The organism is Desulfovibrio sp. OH1186_COT-070 (assembly GCF_003860215.1).
GTDB lineage: Bacteria > Desulfobacterota > Desulfovibrionia > Desulfovibrionales > Desulfovibrionaceae > Desulfovibrio.
This window is the reverse complement of the sequence record NZ_RQYH01000022.1, coordinates 1-22,093: the sequence shown is the minus strand read 5'-3', so window position 1 is coordinate 22,093 and position 22,093 is coordinate 1. Positions and strand designations below refer to the sequence as shown.

General features: G+C 62.3%; 18 protein-coding genes. 11 read left to right on the top strand and 7 right to left on the bottom strand.

Translation table 11 applies throughout. The annotated features are described in order from the left end of the window. Window positions 1-43 precede the first annotated feature (43 nt). Both EII23_RS08145 and EII23_RS08140 read left to right on the top strand, forming a co-directional pair. On the top strand, window positions 44-370 hold the full coding sequence (locus EII23_RS08145) for a hypothetical protein (RefSeq protein ID WP_124792894.1): 327 nt from the start codon (window positions 44-46) through the stop codon (window positions 368-370). Then, the gene (locus tag EII23_RS08140) at window positions 367-786 is read left to right on the top strand and encodes a hypothetical protein (RefSeq protein ID WP_124792893.1); all 420 of its coding nucleotides are present in this window, start codon (window positions 367-369) and stop codon (window positions 784-786) included. The genes EII23_RS08145 and EII23_RS08140 overlap by 4 nt, the downstream gene beginning before the upstream one ends. A gap of 25 nt (window positions 787-811) precedes the next feature. On the opposite strand, the gene EII23_RS08135 is transcribed toward EII23_RS08140, so the two are convergent. Further along, window positions 812-3,406, bottom strand: a complete 2,595-nt coding sequence (locus EII23_RS08135; RefSeq protein ID WP_124792892.1) for a mechanosensitive ion channel family protein — start codon at window positions 3,404-3,406, stop codon at window positions 812-814. Between the two features lie 153 nt (window positions 3,407-3,559). Here EII23_RS08135 and EII23_RS08130 point away from each other — a divergent pair, with 153 nt between their 5' ends. Together EII23_RS08130 and thiE are read left to right on the top strand one after the other, a co-directional pair. Continuing rightward, window positions 3,560-4,534 carry a DUF362 domain-containing protein gene (locus tag EII23_RS08130; protein ID WP_124792891.1) on the top strand — a complete coding sequence of 325 codons (975 nt, stop codon included), beginning with the start codon at window positions 3,560-3,562 and terminating at the stop codon, window positions 4,532-4,534. A 77-nt stretch (window positions 4,535-4,611) separates the two neighbouring features. Further along, complete coding sequence (gene thiE, locus EII23_RS08125; RefSeq protein ID WP_124792890.1) at window positions 4,612-5,256, top strand: thiamine phosphate synthase; 645 nt, start codon at window positions 4,612-4,614, stop codon at window positions 5,254-5,256. A gap of 103 nt (window positions 5,257-5,359) precedes the next feature. On the opposite strand, the gene EII23_RS08120 is transcribed toward thiE, so the two are convergent. The 6 genes from EII23_RS08120 to EII23_RS08095 all read right to left on the bottom strand — a co-directional run bounded on the left by EII23_RS08120 (window position 5,360) and on the right by EII23_RS08095 (window position 10,910). Continuing rightward, window positions 5,360-5,683: a hypothetical protein gene (locus EII23_RS08120; protein WP_124792889.1), complete on the bottom strand. Its 324-nt coding sequence runs from the start codon at window positions 5,681-5,683 to the stop codon at window positions 5,360-5,362. A gap of 17 nt (window positions 5,684-5,700) precedes the next feature. Further along, window positions 5,701-6,306 carry a hypothetical protein gene (locus EII23_RS08115; protein WP_124792888.1) on the bottom strand — a complete coding sequence of 202 codons (606 nt, stop codon included), beginning with the start codon at window positions 6,304-6,306 and terminating at the stop codon, window positions 5,701-5,703. Between the two features lie 107 nt (window positions 6,307-6,413). After that, window positions 6,414-8,033, bottom strand: a complete 1,620-nt coding sequence (locus EII23_RS08110) for a glycosyltransferase family 9 protein (protein WP_124792887.1) — start codon at window positions 8,031-8,033, stop codon at window positions 6,414-6,416. A 63-nt stretch (window positions 8,034-8,096) separates the two neighbouring features. After that, on the bottom strand, window positions 8,097-9,245 hold the full coding sequence (locus EII23_RS08105; protein WP_124792886.1) for a hypothetical protein: 1,149 nt from the start codon (window positions 9,243-9,245) through the stop codon (window positions 8,097-8,099). A 229-nt stretch (window positions 9,246-9,474) separates the two neighbouring features. Continuing rightward, window positions 9,475-10,113: a complement resistance protein TraT gene (gene traT, locus EII23_RS08100; RefSeq protein WP_124792885.1), complete on the bottom strand. Its 639-nt coding sequence runs from the start codon at window positions 10,111-10,113 to the stop codon at window positions 9,475-9,477. 134 nt (window positions 10,114-10,247) lie between these two features. After that, window positions 10,248-10,910 carry a hypothetical protein gene (locus EII23_RS08095; RefSeq protein ID WP_124792884.1) on the bottom strand — a complete coding sequence of 221 codons (663 nt, stop codon included), beginning with the start codon at window positions 10,908-10,910 and terminating at the stop codon, window positions 10,248-10,250. Between the two features lie 186 nt (window positions 10,911-11,096). Between EII23_RS08095 and topA the strand changes: the two genes are divergently transcribed. The 7 genes from topA (at window position 11,097) to EII23_RS08060 (ending at window position 21,690) form a co-directional block, all read left to right on the top strand. Then, complete coding sequence (gene topA, locus EII23_RS08090; protein ID WP_124792883.1) at window positions 11,097-13,343, top strand: type I DNA topoisomerase; 2,247 nt, start codon at window positions 11,097-11,099, stop codon at window positions 13,341-13,343. Further along, window positions 13,330-14,478: an XdhC family protein gene (locus EII23_RS08085; protein WP_185702339.1), complete on the top strand. Its 1,149-nt coding sequence runs from the start codon at window positions 13,330-13,332 to the stop codon at window positions 14,476-14,478. Before topA ends, EII23_RS08085 begins: the two co-directional genes overlap by 14 nt. 289 nt (window positions 14,479-14,767) lie before the next feature. Further along, window positions 14,768-15,874 carry an efflux RND transporter periplasmic adaptor subunit gene (locus tag EII23_RS08080; protein WP_124792881.1) on the top strand — a complete coding sequence of 369 codons (1,107 nt, stop codon included), beginning with the start codon at window positions 14,768-14,770 and terminating at the stop codon, window positions 15,872-15,874. Window positions 15,875-15,883: 9 nt separating this feature from the next. Next, on the top strand, window positions 15,884-19,090 hold the full coding sequence (locus EII23_RS08075; RefSeq protein WP_124792880.1) for an efflux RND transporter permease subunit: 3,207 nt from the start codon (window positions 15,884-15,886) through the stop codon (window positions 19,088-19,090). Then, window positions 19,087-20,619, top strand: a complete 1,533-nt coding sequence (locus tag EII23_RS08070; protein WP_124792879.1) for an efflux transporter outer membrane subunit — start codon at window positions 19,087-19,089, stop codon at window positions 20,617-20,619. The genes EII23_RS08075 and EII23_RS08070 overlap by 4 nt, the downstream gene beginning before the upstream one ends. A 104-nt stretch (window positions 20,620-20,723) precedes the next feature. After that, window positions 20,724-21,302, top strand: a complete 579-nt coding sequence (locus EII23_RS08065; protein ID WP_124792878.1) for a hypothetical protein — start codon at window positions 20,724-20,726, stop codon at window positions 21,300-21,302. Window positions 21,303-21,342: 40 nt separating this feature from the next. After that, a complete protein-coding gene (locus EII23_RS08060) occupies window positions 21,343-21,690 on the top strand; it encodes a cupin domain-containing protein (RefSeq protein WP_124792877.1) in 348 nt (115 codons plus the stop codon). The last annotated feature ends 403 nt before the right edge of the window (window positions 21,691-22,093 follow it).

The window sequence follows — 22,093 nt, the reverse complement described above, 5'->3', positions numbered from 1 at the left end:
CCCGCCAACAGGAGCGACCCCGGATGCCAACCAGGAGGCAGCCATGAGCGTCAACGCCACCATGGCCGTGCTCTATGCCCAAACAGGGCTGGGCACATCCCTGGTCAATGCCGCAGTGGTGACTCCCCAGACATCCGCGGCCATGTCGCGTGTGCTGGCCGCAGAGATGGCCCGCCATGAGCAGCAGCAGGTAACCAAAAGCGAGCCGGGCAGCCAGACAGCCCTTTCGCCGGATGCCCGTCACAACGGCTCGGCGCCGCAATTCGGCAACCGCCGCAAAAAACGCGCGCCCCTTCCGGCCGCCGAAGCCGTTCCCGCTGGCGAAAACGCCTCTCCCCTTGTGGGCAACCTTTTGAACATCAGAGTATGAACAGCGTTCTTCTTTTCAGTCTCATGGGCGGGCTTACCCTGCTGGAACTGCTCATTTTGGGCGGAGTGCTGCTTTTTTACCTGCGCCTGCGGCGATCGGAGCAGTTGCTCAATACCTTGCAGGGCAACCAGCAGGGTCTTCTGGAGCGCATTGAAATGAATGCGCGGCTGGAGCGGGAGATTGTGGCCACCTTTGCCCAGCGCCAGGCGGAGCTGCGCAATCTGGACGAAAAACTGGAGGAGCGCGTTCAGGAACTGCGCCGCCTGCTCAGCCAGGCCGAAGGCATCAGCCGCTCGCCCCAGTTTTTGCGCGAAGTCATTCTCAACGGCCGCCGCAAGGGGCTTTCCAGCCGGCAGATCGCCCGCAATGCCGGCCTGAGCGTGGACGAAGTGGAGCTTATTCTGGCGCAGGAATAGCCGGGCGTGCCTTCACGCTGTGAAGCTATTGCTGCCCTGTGTTCTGCCCCTGCGGCGCTGCCGCTGTCCCGCCGTGTGCCGCCGGACGGGCTGGCCGCGCCCGACGCAGACGCCGCCTGCTTGCGGAAGACGTCACGGGGGCCGGAGCCAGGGAGGTGCGCGAGGGCATGTCCCTGATATGCACGTCAAGCTGCGGGAAGGCCACTTCTATGCCCTGCAGGCGAAATTCCTTCTCGATTTCCAGCCGTATATCCGATGCGGTGGACATGCCCACATCATAGTCCCGCACCCAGAAGCGCAAGCAAAAATCCAGCGTGCTGCTCCCGAATTCCGTAAAAAAGGCCGAGGGTGGCGGATACTTGAGCACATTGGCGTTGGCATTGGCCTTGGCAAGCAGGATCTTCATGACGCCGGCCACATCGCTGCCGTAGGCCACCCCCACGCGCACCTCCCTGCGCACGGTGCGGCTGTTGCGCGTCCAGTTGATGAGGGGGTTGGCCACAAATTCCGAGTTGGGCACAATGATGAGCGCGTTGTCAAACGTTTCCACCATGGTGGCGCGCACGCTGATTTTGCGCACGCTCCCCTGAATGCCGCCGACCTCCACCACATCCCCGGCCTGCAACGTGCGGCTGAAGATGAGAATCAGCCCTGACAGAAAATTGTTGACGATTGTCTGCATGCCAAAACCGATACCCACGGAAAGACCGCCGGCCACAATGGCCAGATTGCTCAGTTCCATGCCGAGGGCGCGCAGCACGAAAAGCCCGAAGAAGCACCACAGCGCGTAGGTAAAGGCCGTCTGCACGGGCGGAATGAGCGTGGCATCAATGGGGATATCCTGCTTGGGCAGGCGCGAAAGAAAGAGCGAACCCATGCTCACGGCTGTGCGCGTAAGATAAAACATGCTGATGATGAGCAGCAGATGCAGCAGGTTGAGCCGCGCGCTGCCCACGCTGATCCCGTGCTGGATATAGTGCTGCAAAAGGTGCATGCCGCCGGGCAGAGTGCCCACCCACTGGGAAACGCCGACAAAGGCCACTACCAGCACCACCGGTGCGGCCAGAGCCACGAGCAGGTGCGCCAGAGCGGCGCGCACACCTTCGGCGGGCAGGTTGTCGCTGCAGCGACTGACCAGCGCCATGCCTCCCATGCTCAACTGCAGGGCCAGAGAGCAGGAAACAAAAAGCAGATACAGAACCATGCTGTAGATGTGCAGCCCCACGAGAGCCAGCACCAGACAGAGCCAGAGCACAATGGGCTCGCATTCCAGCACACTGTTTTCCAGATGCAGGGGGCCAAGGTCTTCCTTGGGGCGGCCTCTCCGCCGCAGCAGGGCAAACACAAGAATGCCCAGCCAGATGACCAGAACCAGAGGCTGGGTCAGAGGCAGGTACAAAAGGACATAAGAGCAGAATGTGGGCCAGATGAGATACCAGAACGGCGTACGCCGCCTCTCCACAGTGCTGTATTTCAAAAGGCGCAGATCCCAAGCCAGATAAATCTGGGCCATGATGAAACACAGATTGCCCAGGGCCAGGAACAAGCGGAAAAATTCTCCGGCAGCGGACAGAGCGGCGCTCAAAAAGGCCAGCCCCACACAGAGCCAGGGCAGGCTGACCTGAAAGATATGACATACGGTGGGATCTGCGCTGGCAGTTTTCAGGCGGCGGTACAAAAGAGTGGTCAGGACTCCGGTGAGCAACAGCCCCAAAGTGAAGCGCAGCCCGGCAATGCCCCAGCCTTCCCCGGTAACGGGCACCTCGACGGGCAGACGCAACATCATGCCCTGAAAGGAATTCTGGATCTGGCGACCAAAATCTTCCCATACTTTCGGACTGAGCCAAGGGACAGGCCGCTGGAGATAATAGTCCTCCCAGAGCATGGGCAACTGGGCGCTGATCTCTCCACGGGTCTTTTCCATCCGGGAGATCAGCGCCAGCGAGGGAGCCAGAGCCAGATCGCACTGGGCCAGCACGCCGGTAAGGCGCAAACGGGTCATGGTCAGGTTTTTGGCATATTCCTGTATTTCGGGATGCGATGTCCCGTCCTGCATGTCTTCCGGCATGCTGTCGGCAAGATAGCTGATGCGCTCAAGCAGGGCCTGGGTTTCTCCACGCACGACCATCAGGGGGTCAAGCAGGGCCCGCAAATCAAGAATGGTCGCGGTGATACGACGTCCGACGGCCTCCAGAGGATTGGGCCAACTCCTGTAGGTATTGACCAGCACCATCAGGCGGCGGGCTTCGCCAAGAAAGGGCTGCACCTTCTGCCCGAGGTTCGCGGCGCTCTGGTTGAAGACCTGGCCCAGTTCCTCGGCCTTGCTGTTGAATTCTTCCAGCATGGCGCGCTGCCCGCTCCACACCGTATCCCAGGTGCCGCCCACAGGGAGCGTCTCCTCGGGCCTGACCTGCCCCCTGACATCCCTGTTTTCCCCGGTCTGGGGCGCGGGAATTTTTTCCGTCTTGTCCGCGGCCTTGCCAGCAGGAGCCCCGGAGGAGGATTCCCCCCCGGTTTCGGCCTTGGCGGCCACAGGTTTTTCCGCCTGGGCAGCCGCAAGGGCATCCGGCGGCAAGGCAAGGCACAAAACCAGCAACAGAGGGAAAAACAGAACGCGCATGCGGCTCTCCTCAACAGGGTTCTGCCCCGTGCGGGGCAACGTACCGTACTTCAGGAGCGCGCATTTGAAAAGCCGCATCTTCGGCAGGCGGGACAGGGCTTGCCGCTGTGCGCCGCCCTTTACAGAACTGCTCTCCAACGGCATAGTCCGCCCATGAAAGCTCCCGCCCCTCTGGCCGCCCTTCCGGTGGCCCTCATGCGCCACAGCGCCTGCGATGCGCCGCATCTGGCCGAGGCTGTGGGCCGCGTGCTGGACGCGGCCTGCCTGCCCGCGCATACGCCCCTGCGTGCGGGGGCGCGCGTGCTGGTCAAGCCCAACCTGCTGATGGGCAAACCCCTTGCCTGCACCTCGCCGGAGGTTGTTGCCGCAGCCTGCGCCTGGCTTCTGGATCACGGAGCGCGCCTCACTGTGGCCGATTCTCCCGGTTTTGGCAAAGCGCGCAACGTGGCACAGGCCATAGGGCTCACAGAGGCTCTTGCCCCCCTGGGGCTTTCGGTGCGGCAACTGGACAAGCCTGTTCCCGTTGCCCTGCCTCTGCCCTCCGGGCATGCGGAAAAAACGCACTTCCGGATTTCCCGCCTGGCTCTGGAAAGCGATCTCATCCTTTCCCTGCCCAGGGTCAAGGCCCACAGCCAGATGCTGCTGACACTGGCGGTAAAAAACTGCTTCGGCTGCGTCAGCGGAATGCACAAAGCCCTGATCCATGCCAGGCAAGGCCGCGATCCCCGTTTTTTCGCCGACTGTCTGGCGGCTTTCTGGGCGGCATTGCCGCCTGTGGCCGCTCTGGCGGACGGCATTGTCGCCATGCACGTTACCGGGCCGTCCAGGGGCGAGCCTCTGGCGCTCGGGCTGCTGGGAGCCAGTTCCTCCGCCGTGGCCCTGGATGAGGCGCTCTGCGCGGTTCTGCATCTCGCGCCCGAAGACGTGCCGCTGGGCGCGGCTCTGGCCCAGCGCAAAGCCCCCGGCAGCGCGGCAGCCGGAACAGATGTTGTTTTTCCGTTGCAGCGTCCGGAAGACTTTGACGCAAAAAATTTTGTCCTGCCCGGCACCCTGTCGCATACTTCCTTTCATCCCGCACGGCTGGTATACAGTTGCCTGCGCCGCATTGCCGCGGCATGCAGGCGCTGAAAAAGCGGCGCGGTGGCTCACGCCGCCCGGAAAAAATACATGCGCCAAGGGCAGGTCTTGCCAAGAAGGAGGTTGCCATGCCCCCCATTCTTCCCGGAGAAACAGACATTTATGCCATCACTGACTCCCGTCTTTCCCTGGGACGCCCCCTGGAAGAGGTGGTGTCCGCTCTGCTGGGGGCGGGGGTGCGCCTTTTGCAGTACCGCGAAAAAAAATTCAAGGCCGGAGCCATGCTGGAAGAATGCCGCCTCATACGGCGGCTGACCCGTGAGGCCGGAGCCTGCTTTATTGTCAACGACCGTCCGGATCTGGCCCTGCTGGCCGAGGCGGACGGCGTTCATGTGGGGCAGGAGGATCTGCCCGTAGCTGCGGTGCGCAGCCTGCTGGGGCCGGACAAAATCATCGGCCTTTCCACCCACGCCCCGGAGGAGGCTCTCGCCGCGCAGGCCGCCGGAGCCGACTATCTGGGCGTCGGCCCCATCTTTGCCACCCAAACCAAGGAAGATGTGGTGGCTCCCGTGGGGCTGACCTATCTGGATTGGGTCTGCCGCAACATACAGCGGCCCTTTGTGGCCATCGGCGGCATCAAACGGCACAATATCGCGGAAGTGGCCCGCCACGGAGCGCGCTGCTGCTGCCTGGTTTCCGAACTGGTGGGCGCAGGGGACATTGCGGCGCAGGTGGACGAAGTGCGCCGGGCCATGCGTGCGGGCATGGCATAGACTCTGTGGCAATCCGGACAGGATGCACAAAAATCCGGACCCGGCGCAAGCCGGATCCGGATTTTCGGTATTGATGGCACGCTCCGCCAGTTTGCGATACCGCCTATTGCAGGGCCTGCCCCACAGACATGTGATAGCCGTGCATCCGTTGGCGCTCCAGACGGGACCGCTGCAGATCTGCCCGGAGGGAATCGCGAACCGCAACGGCAACCCCGCTCAGCCGGTCCTGCATATCCGCAAGCTGCATGACCTGATCGCGGCACAGGCCTTCCCTGTCGTCGGCCAGCACGGGCCATGCCATGCTGATGACCTCCTGACGGCGCTCGGCCAGTTCCACGGCCCGGTCAAAGGCTCCGTCGGCAAGGGCAGCCATTTCCTGACGGGCCAGGGACAAGGCTTCGTCCAAAAGAGATACGCCCTGATTCATGATGCTTCTCCGCCACGTTACTGCGCAAGATGTTCCACAACCTGCCGGTGCAACTGCTCGCTGACGGCCTGCCATGCCTCGCACTGGTCCAGAAATTCGTATTGCAGAAGATCGGCCAAAAGAATCCAGTCCTCGTTTTCCAGCACGTCGGCCATTTCGGAAAGAAGATCGGAAAATTTCTCGCTTTTTTCCATGAAATCCGTGAGACCGCCGCCGGTGAAGTTGTTCCGCAGTTCGCTGACCATGCCCATGAAGTCGCGGGTCACGTCCAGCAGATCCTGCAAAAGCTCCAGGGCTTCCGTGTCTTCCGCCGCGCGGAAAAGACGGGCCACATGCCGGGCCCCGTGGGCCATCATGCGGGCCACCTTGCCCATTTCTCCGGCCATGTTCACAGCCATTTCGGAAACAGGCACAGAGCGCACTTCCACCGAGGAAATGCCCTCCACGGTAATGTCTTCCGCCTGGTGCGGATAGATTTCGGAAAAAATCTCGTTGTTCACCAGAACATCGGTGACAATCCTGTTTTCCATGCTTTCGTCCTGCATGATATGGTTCAGGACTTCCTCAAGGTTGGCAAATGTTCCGATGCCCTCGTTGCGCGTATTCCCGTCCACAATGATCATATGGCCTCCTGCTCCCCTGTGGGGAAGATTTTTCTGACGTACCCGCTTCACAAGCAATTAGCATGCCACAAACGCATTTTTGCATGCCGCGCGCCCGCAAGCAGCGGCTACGTCCGGCGCAGCACCGCGCTCCATTGCCTCAGATGCCCGGCAAGATGCCGGACAAGGCGCAGCACCTCATGCAGGGCATCTCCCCGCCCCTGCCCCAGCTCACGCCAGAATCCGCCCAGGGAGCGTAGCGGCGGGCAGGCGTCAAGCACATGCTGCAAGCGTTCGCAGTTGCGCAGAAAAAGCTGCCCGATGCGGGAATTTCTGCCCAGCAGGCGCCCCTGTTCTTCCATCTGCTCAAGAATCTGCACCGCCTGATCCAGAACCGGGGCCACGCTGCGCGCAAAGTCCTGGCCGCAGTTTTTTCCCGCAAAGACGCTCCCCTCTTCCGCGCCGCGTGCCCCCGCAGGGGACTCCATTCCGTCAAGAATCTGACGCCAAAAAAATCTCTGCTGTTCCAGCCACAAGGTGCGGTCGGCATTCTTGTGCGCCGTAAGGCAGCGCACGGCCGCAAAGCCTTCGTCGTTCCGCGTTGTCAGCCAGACACGCGCCTCCTGCCCGATGGCCGCCAGAGGCGCGTTCTCCCAGCGGCCGGAGCCAAGCCAGGCCAGCGCAAGATCGCCCACGCTCTGCGGGCTGATGCGCTCAAGACAGGCCAGGTTGTCAGAGCAGGCGCGGCCGTACGGACAGGGGTGGCACTCCATGTCCGGCTCCAGGCAGCAACATCCCGGCAGGTAGGGCCCGGTATCCCACGGCTGCGCCGAAGCAAGAAAAAGCGCCAGGCTGGGAACGCCCAGGCCCGCGGCCAGATGCATGGTTCCGGTATCGTTGGTGATCAACAGGCGGACGCGGGTGAGCAGGGCGGCCAGAAGGCCGATATCCGTTTTGCCCACAGCATCAAGAAACGGCTGCCCGGCGGCTGCCGCGTAGGCACGGGCCAGAGGTGCTTCGGCCTCTGTGCCGAGGAGGACGGGGAACAGCTTCTGCTCCCGCCAGAGGCGGTCGCCCACAGCGGCAAAAAAACGCGCGGGCCATTGCCGCCTCTCCTCGCTGGCGCCCAGTTGCAGGGCAACAAAACCCGCAGTTCCGCGAGGCGCTGCGGCCAGCAGCCTTCCGGCTTCCTCATGGGTCTGCGGCGGAGGAGATGCCAGCATCACCTCTGTTGCCGCACGGGCAGGGCTGCCCACCATGCGGAACATGTCCACAAGGTTGAAGGGAGCACTCTGCCTGCTGGCCGTTGTGCCGTTGAGAAAAGAGGCCCATACGCCGCTGTTGCGGCCAAAGCCTTCGGCCTCGAGGCTGAATCCGCGAACAGGGGTGTTTTCGCCAGCCACCATGCGCGTCAGCAGGCGGGCGGGCAGGGTTGTGGTCAGATTGACCACGCAGGCGGGCCTGGCTCCGTTGCGCAACGTGCGCGCAAAATGCAGCAGGCGGGCCGCGGCCACGCGCCAGTTCCGCTCCGTTTCCGCCATCAGGCGCGCTCCGGGCAGAATCCAGGCTCGCTCCACACGGCGCAGCAGGGGCAGGGCCGAAGAAAAAACATCCAGACAGAGAAGGTGCACCCTGTAGCCTTCGGCATGCAGGTCATGAAAAAGGGGCTGACTTTGCAGAAGATCCCCAAAGCGCGTCAGGTTGATCACGAGGGCAGTGCCCTTTTCCGTGCGCACAGTGTCCGTCATGGCAGCAGTCTGTCCGGCGGGCGGCCATTGCCTGTCCGGCGGGGGAGTTCCTGTTGTCCCGCGCTAGGCGAGGGAAGAATTCTTGCCGCCGTCCAGCATGTTCAGGGCAAGAGCCTTTTCCTGTTTGAAGCGGTTGGCCACCGCAGCCTGGACGCTGCTGGTGGACGAGCCGAACTGCCCCACCCGGATCTGGTAGACATGGTTGATGAGATTGCGTTCGTACGAAGGATCCTCAGGGCTGCCGCTCATCTTGTCGGCGCGGGCAAAAATGCGCATGGCTCCTGTGGGCCCGTGCTGCACCGCCGTGCTCCAGATCACTTCCCGCATGGCCGGAGACAGGTTGGCGGCCTCAAGCCCCGTGTTTTTGGTGATCCCGTTCAGCGCAGGCAGGTAGTGGCTCTTTCTGACGAAGGTTTCCTGCAATTCTTCAAAACGCTGCGGCTGTTCCTTGGCTATGGCGCGCCAGGCGTCCGGCATGCCACCCCTGGAACTGCCGGTATTGCCCGGCCCGGCAGCGCGCAGCCGCCGCGAGATATCCGGTGCCGCCTTGTCCAGAAAATCCAGAAATTCTCCCAGGCTTCCGGCTCTGGACGACACCTGGTACTTGCCGTACGAAGTTCCGCCGTGGCGGTCATAGCCCACAGCGGCAATGCCGTCCCTGCCCGACTCAAAGCGCGCGGACAAAATGCCCACATTGCCGTCATGAACCGGTTCGGCAACTTTCTTCTTTCCTGCCGGTTCCGGCTCCGGGGCAGCGCGCTTTGCGCTGTTGCGGGCGTGCACAAAATCTCCCAGTCCCAGGCTGCCGAAGCGGGCATCCAGCGCCTTGCTCACGGAGCGCAGGCGGCGGGCCGATCCCATGTTGCGGGCCAGATCCAGGGTGGAGGCATTGCCGGCAGGAGCGCGGGAGAGGTCTTCCAGCGCCTGCGTCCCGTGCAGGTCAGACTGGGCCTTGCGGAAAGTCTGCATGCGCAGAAAATCGCTGGGCGCGCGCCCTGCCAGCAGAAAACCGCGCGACTCTTCGGCAAAAAGAGGAGGCGCCGTTGCTCCGCCCGTTCCGGCTCCGGATTCCACAGATTTTTCCTGCCCGCTCATGACAGCGGCAAAAGACGCGCTGCCTCCGGCCACGGGAGAAGGGGAGCGACGCCGGGCCGTATCCGCAGCCTGCGGCGTTTCCGTTGGGGGTCGGATCATGAAAGGAGAAAAAGCCATATGTCCTCCTGGGGCATACCGTGCGGACGCGCCCGGCGCATATGCCGCCGCAACGGATCAGAGGCGAAAAACGCATCCGCGCATGCTGCGTATATAGCAAATACGATGCCAAAAAATCTCCAAAAAATACGCTGTGCTGCTTCGTCAGCCCGGCGTCAGAAAAACGCCGCTGCGAAAAAAGGCACGGCAGCATGCTGCCGTGCCTGTCCCGTAACGAGAAGAGATGTGCTCAGGGATTTTCTGTGGGAGAGGCTGGCGCTTCCCCGCCTCCGGCACGCGGCATGGCCGTGGCCAGTTCCCGCGCCAGAAAGTCGACAACCGCCGACGGCAGGCCCGCGTCAAAAAACATCTCCCGGCGGGTAAACAGGGCGATGCGCATCTGGCTGTTGTCCACGGCATTGCGGTGGGAGATATTTTTCAGTTTCTGGCGACTGGGCCTGCGCGCCTGCGGTATGTTCCTCTGCACCAGCAGCACGTCCGCCGCCAACGCGGAGCCGCCCTGCCCGGAAAAATGCGCCGCAGCGCCGTATCCGGCATCCACCAGGGCGCGCGCGTCTTCCCTGGCGCTTTTTCCCGCGCCAAGGACGGAAATGTGCAGAATATGTCCGGCCTCGCTGGGATTGGCCGCCACGCTGTAGCCTGCCTGCTGCAAAAGCTGCTCTGTCCGGCTGCGCAGCCCGAAAAGGCGGTTGGTTCTGTCACGTACATTGACGTAGACAATGGGAGAAATGGCATCCCCTCCGTCTTCCAGGCCGCCGTGGCGCAGCACTTCCAGATCCACAGGGGTATCGGCATGCCGACGCACGCAGGCAGTCTGCGTAACCAGGCTCAGACACACTACCGCAAAAAAAAGACGCGCAAGCAACATGGGGACTCCTTTTCGGTCAGGGCCAGAACATAGGCCCTGCCTCCGGCAGATGCCGTCAGAACTTGCCCTTATGCATACTCCATGCCGCTGTGATCCCGGCCGCTCTGTTCCCGGCAGAACACGCGGCCCCCCTGTCAGGGCTGAACAGCCTCAAGAATCACGCGACTCAGCCTGTCTTCCAGGGCGGGCAGCGCCTCCTGCCGCCCGCCTGCCGCTCCGGCGCTGACGGTAACAGGGACCATATCCGCCTCGGCCGGTTCGCGGCCAGAGCGGCCCATGCCCACGCGGGCCTTCATGCTCCAGACCATGTTCTGACCGGGAGAATCCAGCAGGGCAACCCCCACCCCCAGCAGCGCGCCGCCTCCGGCTCCCCAGCCCACGCCGGAGTAACCGCCAACGGCTCCGCCCAACAGAGCGCCCAGCGTGGCGCCCGCCGCCGTTGTGCCCAGCATCTGCCCGCCGCGCACCGGTATGTCGCGCCTGCCCGTGGGCTGAACATCCTCAATGCGGACACGCACCAGCACGTCCGCCCTCCGGGCATCTTCCGCAGGCACAAGCTCCCGCTCGCTCTGAAGATAGGCCGTGATCATGGACGCCAGATCCTCGTTCAGGGCAGGCTCCCCTCCCCTGACCGACACATGGACGCTCTGCCCGCGGCTCGCCTGAATGACAGGCGGGCGCGCAGCAGTGCCGTGGTCCGGCGGCATCTGCCGGGACGTGCAGCCCCCGTTGGGAACGCATGCCGCACACAGCAGACATATTCCAAAAACCCGCAAAAAACGCCGCGCTCGGAGCATGAGACACCTCCACATCTTTGGCTTCCATAGCCCAGATGCGCAGTTCTGTCCAGAAGCCGGACAGCGGGACAAAAGCCCGCCCGCCACAGATTTCCGGACTTGACGCCGCCATGTTTTCTCGTATCTTGCCTCTACGCGGCAAGGGCGCATGCCGCCGTGACCCCGCAGCACAGCCGTGAGGACCCCATGGGCAAACAACTGATCATTGTGGAATCACCCGCCAAGGTAAAAACCATCAAAAAATTTCTGGGGCCGCAGTATATGGTGCAGGCCAGCGTGGGCCATGTGCGCGACCTGCCCTCCAATACTCTCGGCGTGGACGAAAACAACGATTTTGCGCCGCATTACGAGGTCATGGACAGCAAGAAGAAGGTGGTCAGCGAACTGCGCGCCGCAGCGGCCAAGGCTGACACGGTCTATCTTGCCCCGGACCCGGACCGCGAGGGAGAGGCCATTGCCTGGCATGTGGCGGAACTGGTGCGCGACAAAGCCAGGGACATCAAGCGCATCCAGTTCAATGAAATCACGGCCAGAGCCGTGCGGGAGGCTCTGGCCAACCCCCGCGAGCTCAATGCCCATCTTTTTGACGCCCAGCAGGCCCGCCGGATTCTGGACAGGCTGGTGGGCTACAAGATTTCTCCCCTGCTCTGGAAAACCGTGAAGCGCGGCATCTCGGCCGGGCGGGTGCAGTCTGTGGCCCTGCGCCTCATTGTGGAACGCGAGGAAGCCCGCGAAGTTTTTCAGCCCCAGGAATACTGGCTGTTCAAGGCCCTGCTTTCTTCCGCCGCCCCTCCGCCCTTCACGGCGGATCTGCTCAAGATACGCGGCAAAAAAGCCGCCATCGCCACTGCGGAGCAGGCTGACGTTCTGGAAAAAGAACTTGCGGGGCAAGCCTTTGTGGTGGAGAGTGTGGAAGAAAAGGAGCGCGAGCGGGCTCCGCAGCCGCCCTTCATCACCTCCACGCTGCAACAGGCCGCCAACCAGCGCCTCTCCTATTCGGCCAAGCGCACCATGAATCTGGCCCAGCGCCTGTACGAGGGCGTGGAACTGGGCGACAAGGGGCTGACAGCCCTCATTACCTACATGCGCACCGATTCCACGCGCATTGCCGATGAGGCCCGCGATGCCGCCAGGGACTTCATTGCCGCCCGCTTCGGCAAGGAGTATCTGCCCCGGAAGAGCCGCACCCACAAGGCCAGGGCCGGAACCCAGGACGCCCACGAAGCCATCCGCCCTGTGGACGTGAGCCTCACCCCTGAGGACGTACAGCCTTTTCTGCCGCCGGATCAGTACAGCCTGTACCGGCTCATCTGGTCGCGCTTTGTGGCCTCGCAGATGGCCGGAGCGCGCTTTCACGACACCACGGCCGCCATTGCCTGTGCCCACACTCTCTGGCGCGCCAAGGGCGAAAGGCTGCTTTTTCCCGGTTTTCTGGCAGTCATGCCCCGCGGCAAGGAAGAAACCGGTTCCCAACTGCCGCCCCTGACCGCCGGACAGACGCTCACCCTGGACAAGCTGGACAAGGAGCAAAAATTCACCCAGCCTCCGGCCCGCTACAGCGAAGCCAGCCTTGTGCGCGAACTGGAAGAACTGGGCATCGGCCGCCCCTCCACATACGCCTCCATCATTTCCACCCTTCAGGATCGGGAATATGTGCAGTTGGCCGACCGGCACTTTGTGCCCACAGACCTCGGACGGGTGGTCTGCCGCCAGTTGCTGGAGCACTTTGCCCGACTCATGGACGTGGGCTTTACGGCCCAGATGGAGGAAAAACTGGATCAGGTGGCTGACGGCAAGGAGGCGTGGGTACAGTTGCTGCGCCGTTTTGCCGACGACTTCAATCCCACGCTGGCGGCTGCGGCCAAAAACATGCAAAGCGTCAAGGGCGGGCTTTCCACCGACCTGCCCTGCCCCCAGTGCGGAAAACCCCTGTTTGTGAAATTCGGCAAGGCAGGGGCCTTTCTGGCCTGTTCCGCCTACCCGGAATGCCGCTACACCAGCAATTTTGTCCGTACCGACGACGGACGCCTGGAAGCGGTGGCGCCGCAAAAGCCGGAATACGAAAAAGTGGGGCAGTGCCCCCAGTGCGGCAAGGACACGGTGATCAAAAAATCCCGCACGGGCAGCAGCTTCATTGCCTGCACCGGATACCCCGAATGCAGATATGCCGCGCCCCTCTCCACCAACGTGCCCTGCCCGCGCTGCGAAAAAGGCATGCTGGTGGAAAAGAGCACCAAAAGAGGAAAAATCTTCTACTCCTGCGACCAGTATCCCCAGTGCGATTTTGCCCTGTGGGAAAAACCCGTGCCCGGCCCCTGCCCCCGCTGCTCCTCACCCTATCTGGTGGAAAAAAAGGGAAGCCGCGGCGTGCGCGTGCTCTGCCCGGTCAAGGGCTGCGGATACGTCCGGGAGGGCGATGATGACCAGGCCTGACGGGCAGGCGCCCGACCACAGCCTTTTGCCGCTGGAGAGCCTTGCCGCCGACACCGTCATGCCCGGCGGACTTTCGCCCGACGATGCCCTGACCGAAGAATTTTTCGCCGGATTTCTGGCCGGAGGCGGAACAGCCGCCCTGCTTACCGTACTCCGCAGTGAGCCTGCTGTGGCGGGCTATGCGGGGACGCGCTCCCTGCATACCGGCAGGGAATTCACGGGGCCGCTTGTCCACAGCCCGTGGGCAGACACTCTGCGGGAGGCTGCCCTGCGCTGCCTGGAATCCCGCTGCCCGCAACGCATTCTCTGCCTCCCGCAGGACAGTTCCCGCCCGTCTGCCGTGGACAGCATGGACGTTTTCTGCGAAATTCTGGAACCGTCCCAGGCCGGACTTTTTGCTCTGGCGGCACGCTGCCAGCTCCGGAACGAACGCGGGCTGTGGACTGTGGAGCCTGCCGGGCAAGCGCCCCTGCGGCGTCTCTGCCTGGAGTACCCCCCCGCAGGGCACACCCCGCCGCAGGGACTGGCGGTTGATGCGGAAGCCGTGCGCGGCCTTCTGGAAGAATGCAAAAACCGCCCCGCCCTTGTGCGGCGCGGCCAACGCCCTGTGTATCTGGAACCTCTGAGCGCCCCGCCCGTGCTGCTGCTCGCTGGCGGAGGGGATGAGGCCGTGGAAGTGGGCCGTCTGGCCCGACAGTGCGGATTTGTGGTGGATGTGGTGGACCATGAGCCGGACTTTGCCTCTGCCACGCGCTTCCCCTTTGCCAGAAATTGCCTGACCCTTCCCGGCTACACGGATCTGGTGCGGGCCTGCGCCATAGGCCGCAGCCATTTTGTGCTCGTCATGCTCCGCAACCATGGCTCCCGCGACCATGGTCATGACCTCCGGATATTGGAGCAGATTCTTTCCAGCCATGCCCACTATATCGGGCTGACAGGCAGCCGGAACCGGCGGGAGCACATGTTTGCCACGCTCCACGCCAGGGGAATCCCCCGCACCGAACTGGCTGCGGTGCGCTGCCCCGCAGGCCTGGCCGTGGAAAGCATGACCCCGGCGCAAGCGGCTGTGGCCATTGTGGCCGAGCTTCTGGCCGTGCGGGCCGGAACCCTGAACCGGCTCCGCCTGGACGAATGACGCACATGAGGGGTAGAAAAAATATGTTATGTAAATTTTACCCGTCTTGCAAACGCCTGTAATCACTGCCATTTTCAGATACCCGCCCATCCCGTTCTTTCCCCGGAACAATTTGCTTTTTCAAACAAATTATGTTCATAGATAACAAAGTTTCCGATGCGCCCGGCAGGCGCACATTTTTGCCCGCCCGCAGTGGAAGTGTTGGCGGCAGAGATTTTTCGTACCCGCAGACCCTGCGGAGCAAAGCCCGCAAGGCGGTTTTGCCGCCTGTTTTTTTCGGAGCAGTTTCATGAGCATCAGACCAGCATTTCTGTTCGCGGCGGCACTGACCCTTTGTCTTGTCTCCGCCTGCAAGAACGCGGAAGAAGGAAAGCGCGCGGACGTACGCATGCCCGTTACCGTTGTTGACGTGACCGTTGCCGATGTTTCCTGGCCCGCCCAGTACCAGGCCCAGGCCTCCGGCTCACGGGCCGTTGAAGTGCGCGCCCGCGTGCAGGGCATCATTGAAAAGCGCCTCTATACCGAAGGCGATTTTGTCCGGGAGGGGCAGCAGCTTTTCCAACTGGAGCGCGACCAGTACGAAGCCCAGGTGCAGTACGCCCAGGCACAGTACACCAGCGCCGAGCGTGAATGGCACCGCATCCGCCCCCTGTACCAGAAAAACGCTGTTTCGCAAAAAGAGCGCGATGTGGCACTGGCCGCGTACGAAACCGCCAAGGCATCTCTGCGTCAGGCCCGCATCAACCTTGACTACTGTCAGGTGACATCGCCGGTTTCCGGATACAGCAGCAAGGAGCACGTCACTCCCGGCAACCTCGTGAGCGGCAACTCCCTGCTGACCACTGTCAACCAGACCGATCCCATGCACATCGACTTTTCCATTGCCGCCCCCGAACGTCTGACGCGCCAGCGGCTGGCAGCGGAGGGCCGTCTGGTCTTTCCGCCGGAAAACCGCTACAGGGCGCGCCTGAAGCTGCTGGACGGCAGCATGCATCCCGAGGAAGGCGCGGTGACCTTCATTGACAGCCAGATACAGCCCTCCACCGGTGTCTTCAAGGCCCGTGCGGTCTTTGCCAATGCCAACAACAGCATTATTCCCGGCCAGTATGTGCGCATTTTCATGGACGGTGACGTGCTGACCAAGGCCATCCTCATTCCCCAGACCTGCGTCATGGTCACCCAGAAAGGCTCCCTGGTCATGGGTGTGGACAAGGACGACACGGTCTACCCCATCCCCGTCACCCTTGATGTGGTGGTGGGCGACAAATATCTGGTGACCTCCGGCCTCACGGGCGGCGAACGCATTGTCAGCGAAGGCATCATCAAGGCCCGTCCGGGCAGCCGGGTGCGCGTGCAGACCGCGGGCGCGCCGCAGGAAGCAGCGTCCGGGCAATAGGGAAAGCATATGGCCGTCTCGACAAAACCCAATTTTTTCCTGCGCAGGCCGGTGCTGTCGGCCGTTATTTCCATTGTCATTTCTCTGGTGGGCGCTCTGGCCATGAATGCCCTGCCCATTGCCCAGTATCCCGAGCTTGCTCCGCCCACGGTCAACGTCAGCGTGACCTATCCGGGAGCTTCTGCGGAAACCATTGCCTCCACGGTTCTCGCACCTCTGGAAGTGAGCATCAACGGCGTGGAAAACATGCTCTACATGACATCCTCCGCGTCTTCCGGTTCGGGCTCGGGCAGCATCAGCGTCTATTTTTCTCTGGACACAAACCCCGACATGGCTCTGGTCAACGTCAACAACAGGGTCAGCCTGAGCCAGACCACCCTGCCCGAGGATGTGCGGCGGCAGGGTGTGAGCGTGGTCAAACGCTCGCCAGCCATGTTGCAGGCTTTTTCCTTTTTTTCGCCTGACGGGCGCTACAGCGGGGTCTATATCCACAACTGGATGACCATCAACGTTGTGGACGAACTCAAGCGTATCCCCGGTGTGGGCGACTGCATGGTCTTCGGCAGCATGGACTATGCCATGCGCGTCTGGCTGCAACCGGACAAGCTGGCAAAATACGGCCTGAGCGTGGCCGAGGTGCGGGCCGCCATTCAGGAGCAGAATTCGCAGTACGCGCCGGGGCGGCTGGGCGACATGCCCTCTCTGCCGTCAACCCGCCTCACCTGGCAGATCGACACTCAGGGCAGATTGGTCACCCCCGAGGAATTCGGCGACATCATCATCCGCAACAGCGCCGACAGCGCCATGCTGCGCCTGAAGGACGTGGCCCGCATCGAACTGGGTGGACAGGACTACAATGTCAGTGCCCGCTTCAGCGGCATGCAGGCCCGCATGGGGGCCGTCTATCTGCTGCCCGGTGCCAACGCCATCGCCACCGGAGACATGGTGCTGGCAAAGCTGGAAGAAATCGCCCAGCGCCTGCCCGACGGGCTGGAATACAAACTCATTGTGGACAACAACGAATTTGTCATGGAGTCCATCAAGGAAGTTGTGGCCACGCTTCTGGAAGCCATGATTCTGGTGTTCATCGTTGTCTACGTTTTTCTGCAGAACTGGCGGGCCACACTCATTCCCTGCATTGCCGTTCCTGTGTCCATTCTGGGGACGTTCGCCGGGCTGTATGCCTTTGGCTACACCATCAATACCCTGACACTCTTTGCCATGGTTCTGGCCATCGGCATCGTGGTGGACGATGCCATTGTGGTGCTGGAAAACGTGGAACGCATCATGGCCTCGGAGCATTTGCCCCCCAGAGAAGCCACGGCCAAGGCCATGAACGAGGTCACGGCCCCGGTCATCGCCATTGTGCTGGTGCTCTGCTCCGTGTTCATCCCTGTTTCCTTCATGGGCGGACTGGCCGGACAGATGTACAAACAGTTCGCCATCACCATTTCGGTGTCCGTGGTGCTTTCGGGCATTGTGGCCCTGACGCTGACCCCGGCCCTCTGCACCCTGCTGCTCAGGCCGCACCATGGGCACGGACATACCCTGCCCCGGCCCTTTGTCTGGTTCAACTACACCTTCAGCCGGATCACGCGGCGCTATGTGAACACCGTGCGCTTTCTCAAGGCGTCCCACCTGCGCACCCTGAGCCTCTGCGCCCTGATGTTCGCGGCCATTTTCTGGCTGATACGCACTGTTCCCGGCGGCCTGGTGCCCGATGAGGACCAGGGATATTTTCTGGGTATCGCCATTCTGGACGACGGCGCGTCCCAGACGCGCACCGAAGGCGTCAACAAGGTGCTCAACGATTTCATGCTCAAAAATCCTGCGGTGGAGGCCTCCGCCACACTTGCCGGGCTGGACCTCACCTCCATGTCGGTCAAAAGCAATTACGCCACGTTCTTCGCCACGCTCAAACCCTGGGACCAGCGCAAAGGCCCCGGAATGTCCGCCGGTGAGGTGGTGCAGAGCATGGGCGCTGTCAATATCATGCAGCCCGAAGCTTTTATCCTGAGCTTTACCCCGCCTCCCATCAGCGGTATGAGCAATACGGGCGGCTTTGACGCCTATATCCAGATGCGCGGCGAGGGAAGCCTTCAGGATCTGGAGCAGATGGCCAATCGTTTTGTTGCCGAAGCCACCGCGAAAAACGCTGACGGCTCCCCCAAATATCCGGCCATCGGCGTGGTGCGCAACCTTTTCACCACGGGCTCGCCCCAGTTGTACGCGAACCTTGACCGCGAACGCTGCAAGGACATGGGCATCAGCATCAGCGACGCCTATGCGGCCATGGGGGCCACTTTCGGCAGCACATACGTCAACGACTTCAACCTCATGGGCCGTACCTTCAAAGTTTTGCTGCGTTCCGAGGCCCAGTACCGCGACCTTCCCGAAAATCTCGGCGATGTCCATGTGCCCAACAAGAAGGGGGAAATGGTACCGCTTTCGGCCGTCATGACGCTGGAGCGCCGCACCGCGCCCCAGGTGGTGGAACGTTACAATACCTTCCCCGCCGCGCACATCATGGGTTCCCCCTCTCCGGGCTACTCCTCCGGGCAGGCTCTGGCCGAAATGGAAAAGGCCGCGGCAGCCGCGCTGACCGCCGACTACGCGCTGGGCTGGGTAGGCTCGGCCCTGCAGGAAAAGCTGGCCAGCGCCGACACCACGCTCATTTTTGCCCTGGCCCTGCTCATGGTCTTTCTTATCCTGGCCGCGCAGTACGAGTCCTGGTCCCTGCCGCTCGCGGTGCTGACGGCAGTGCCCTTCGGCGTGTTCGGCGCGCTGCTGGCCACCTGGGTGCGCGATTTTTCCAACGACGTCTATTTTCAGGTGGCCCTGATCACTCTGGTGGGCCTGTCCGCCAAAAACGCCATTCTCATTGTGGAGTTTGCGGTGGAAGCCTGGCGCGGCGGGCGCAGCCTGGACGCTGCGGCCCTGCACGCCTCCAAGCTGCGCTTCCGCCCCATCATCATGACCTCTCTGGCCTTCATTCTGGGCTGCGTGCCGCTTGCCGTCAGTTCGGGAGCGGGAGCCAACAGCCGTCAGGCCATCGGCACGGCCGTGGTGGGAGGCATGCTGGCCGCCACCTGCATTGCCACGCTCTTTGTGCCCTACTTTTTCAAGGCCATCATGCAGCTTTCCCTGAAGCTTCAGGGGAAGACGGATCCCAATGCCCACAAATCCCCGCTGGACGCGGAACAGGAGGAAATATGAGCATCCCCCGCAATGCCGGGGCAGGCAAAATGCTGCTTCTGCCGGTTCTGGCGCTGGCCGTTCTGCTGTCCGCCTGCTCTCTGGCCCCCCGCTACGAGCGCCCCGGACAGGATCTTCCCGCCCAATGGAAAAACACGCGGCTGGAAACAACACCTCTGGACACGGACTGGTGGAACCGCTTCCGTGATCCCGTGCTCAGTGCTCTGGTGGAAGAAGCCCTGAAAAACAATCAGGACCTGGCCGAATCGCAGGCCAAGATAGATTCCGCCGCCGCCCAGGCAGGAGTCGCCACTGCGGCCATGTTCCCCTTTGTGGGCCTTGAGGGCTCTGCCGCCTCCCAAAGCGCTTCGGAAAGGGCGCCCAATACGGTTCCTTTCTCGCAAAGCGGTCTGGTACGCTCCCCCACCACCTATCAGGGGGCGTTGCAGGCTTCGTGGGAGCTGGATTTCTGGGGCAAGTTCCGCAACCGGCGCACCATGCTCAGTGATGTGCTCATGAGCACGGTCATCGGGCACGAGGCCTTGCGCCTCTCCGTGGCGGGCGGCACGGCCAACACATACTTCAAACTGCTGGCCCTGGACATGCAGCTGGCAACCTCAAAGCGCACCCTGAAAACCCGGCAGGAAGCGTTTGCCATCTATACCAGCCGCTACAAGCAGGGAGACATCACCGAACTGGACTGGCAACGCGCCAAGGCCGAAGTGGAAACAGCGCGCGCCCAGGTGCACACCAGCACCCTGTCCGTGGACAAGGCGGAAGCCGCCCTGGCCGTTCTGCTGGGCTGCTCCCCCCGCGAAATCATGGAACGCGCCATGCCGCGCGGCAAGAGCATCGGCATGCTGCCCGCCCCACCCGTGCTGCCCGCGGGCCTGCCTTCGGAACTTCTGGAGCGCAGGCCGGACATCCGGGCCGCGGAATTCATGATCATGGCCTATAATGCCAATATCGGGGTGGCCCGCGCCCAGTTTTTCCCCTCCATTTCCCTGACGGGCATGCTGGGAACCCTGAGCGCGGCCTTTGGCCATCTGTTCACCGCTCCCGCCGGAACCTGGAGCTACGGGGCCGGAGTTTCCCTGCCGCTGCTGGACGTTGGCAACAACTGGTACAATCTCAAGGATGCCGAAGCCCAGAAAAAGGCCGCCATTGCCGTGTACCGCAAAACCGTGCAGACAGCCTTTGAAGATCTGCGCACCTCGTTCACGGCCCAGCGCGAAGCCGACGCCGTTGTGCGCAGCATGCAGATACAGGTGGAAAGCCTGCGCCGCGCTGTCCAGATTGCGCGCCTGCAATACGACAACGGCTATACGGACTACCTCACGGTGCTTGATGCGGAACGCCAGCTCTTTCAGGCGGAACTGCAACTGGCGTCGGCTCTGAGCGACCGCCTGAGCAGCGTGGTCAGCGTGTGCATGGCCCTGGGCGGCGGCTGGCAGGACAACGGCGAGCGCCCCGGCTTTCCCGTCATCAGTACGGAAAAGCTGCAAACAGCCCGACCGGTTGCTGCGCCGTCACCGGCGGAAAACCGCTGACGAAAACCGCGCCCACCTTGCCCGTGCTTCCCGTGGCGGCCCTGCCCGCCACGGGATTTTTGTCCCGCACTTTACAGAAACAGCCCTCTGCCGTATAGAAAGGCATGAACAAGGGACTGTTCCTTCTCCTTCTTTCCGCCCTTGCCCTGGCGCCCTGCACGGAATCTCCGGCTGCGGACTCCGCGTCTGTGAACGGTTCCACAAAATCCGCCCCTGCCAAACCCCGCCCGGACCGCACCAAGAGAAAGCACACATGGTCTTTCGGCGACGCCAACAGCAGCAGAAAGGCCTGGACATCGGGCATACCTGCGGAAAACCTGCACCGGAAAGCCCTGGGCGAACAGGCCCGGCGCAGCAATTCCGTGAACACGGCCACAGGCATCAGCAACGCGCTGGACACTGCCGCAAAAAAGAACCGCGCAGACGGCCTGCACCTGAACATTGATCAGGAAAGCACCTCCTGGCGTGGCCAGCATCTCCCCGGCCACACATCGCCTGACGAGCATTTGCCTCTGGAAAGCAGGCATGTGGTGCGCGCCCTTGCCGATGTGGAGGCCGCTGAAGACCTGAGTATCAGTCTGGGGCCGAAACTCATTCTCAAAAACGAAAACCAGGGCCGCTTTGCCGACAAGAGTCCGGACACGGAACTGGGCATGAGCATGCAGTTCAAACTGGATTTTTGACGCATGCGCCACGGCCTGCAACCAACGCAACGGAGACAGCATGATCTGCCGGAAAAATGAACTGGAATGCTTTGAAAAAGAAATGTTTGGCGGACCGGGAACAACCTGTTTCACCAAGATCGTGCCGGAAGAAGGGCTGGGAGGCAAGGGGCGTTTGTTCAATATCGCCCTGCTCAAGCCGGGCTCGGCCATCGGCCCCCACACGCACAAGGGCGAGAAGGAAATCTACTATATTCTGGAAGGCCAGGGCCTGTATACGGACAATGACCGCCAGATCCCCGTCAAGGCCGGTGATGTCACGGTCTGTGAGGACGGCGAGCGGCACGGCCTGCTCAACGACGGACAGAGTGACCTGAAGTTCGTTGCGCTGATTCTGTATACCAACTGAAGGCGAACCGCCTTCTGCCGCACAAAAAGCAGGCGCAGCGGATTCTTTCCCTGGGGGGTCTGGCAAAAGACCTTCCCGCGACAGATGGCATAATCCCGGCCTGTGGGCCGGGATTATGCGTTGCAGGCCACACCACCGTTCGGGCCACGGCCTGCCCGCTTTTTCTCTCACAGGCCAGAAGACCTTCGCCCAACGGCAGGGCAGCAGCAGAAAACGCCGCCCCGCCGGCTCCTCCGGAAAGCAGCCCCATGCCCGGAAACCGCCAAGACCGCCGGGTATGCTGCCTTCCATTACTGCCTCCCACAGGGTCTGTAATCTCCCCATTTGTGGTAGTGCTCAAAAGTAGAGCCTATGCCGCCCGTTTCAGTTTCATGGCCGGGGTGATACCACCGATGCCCATATG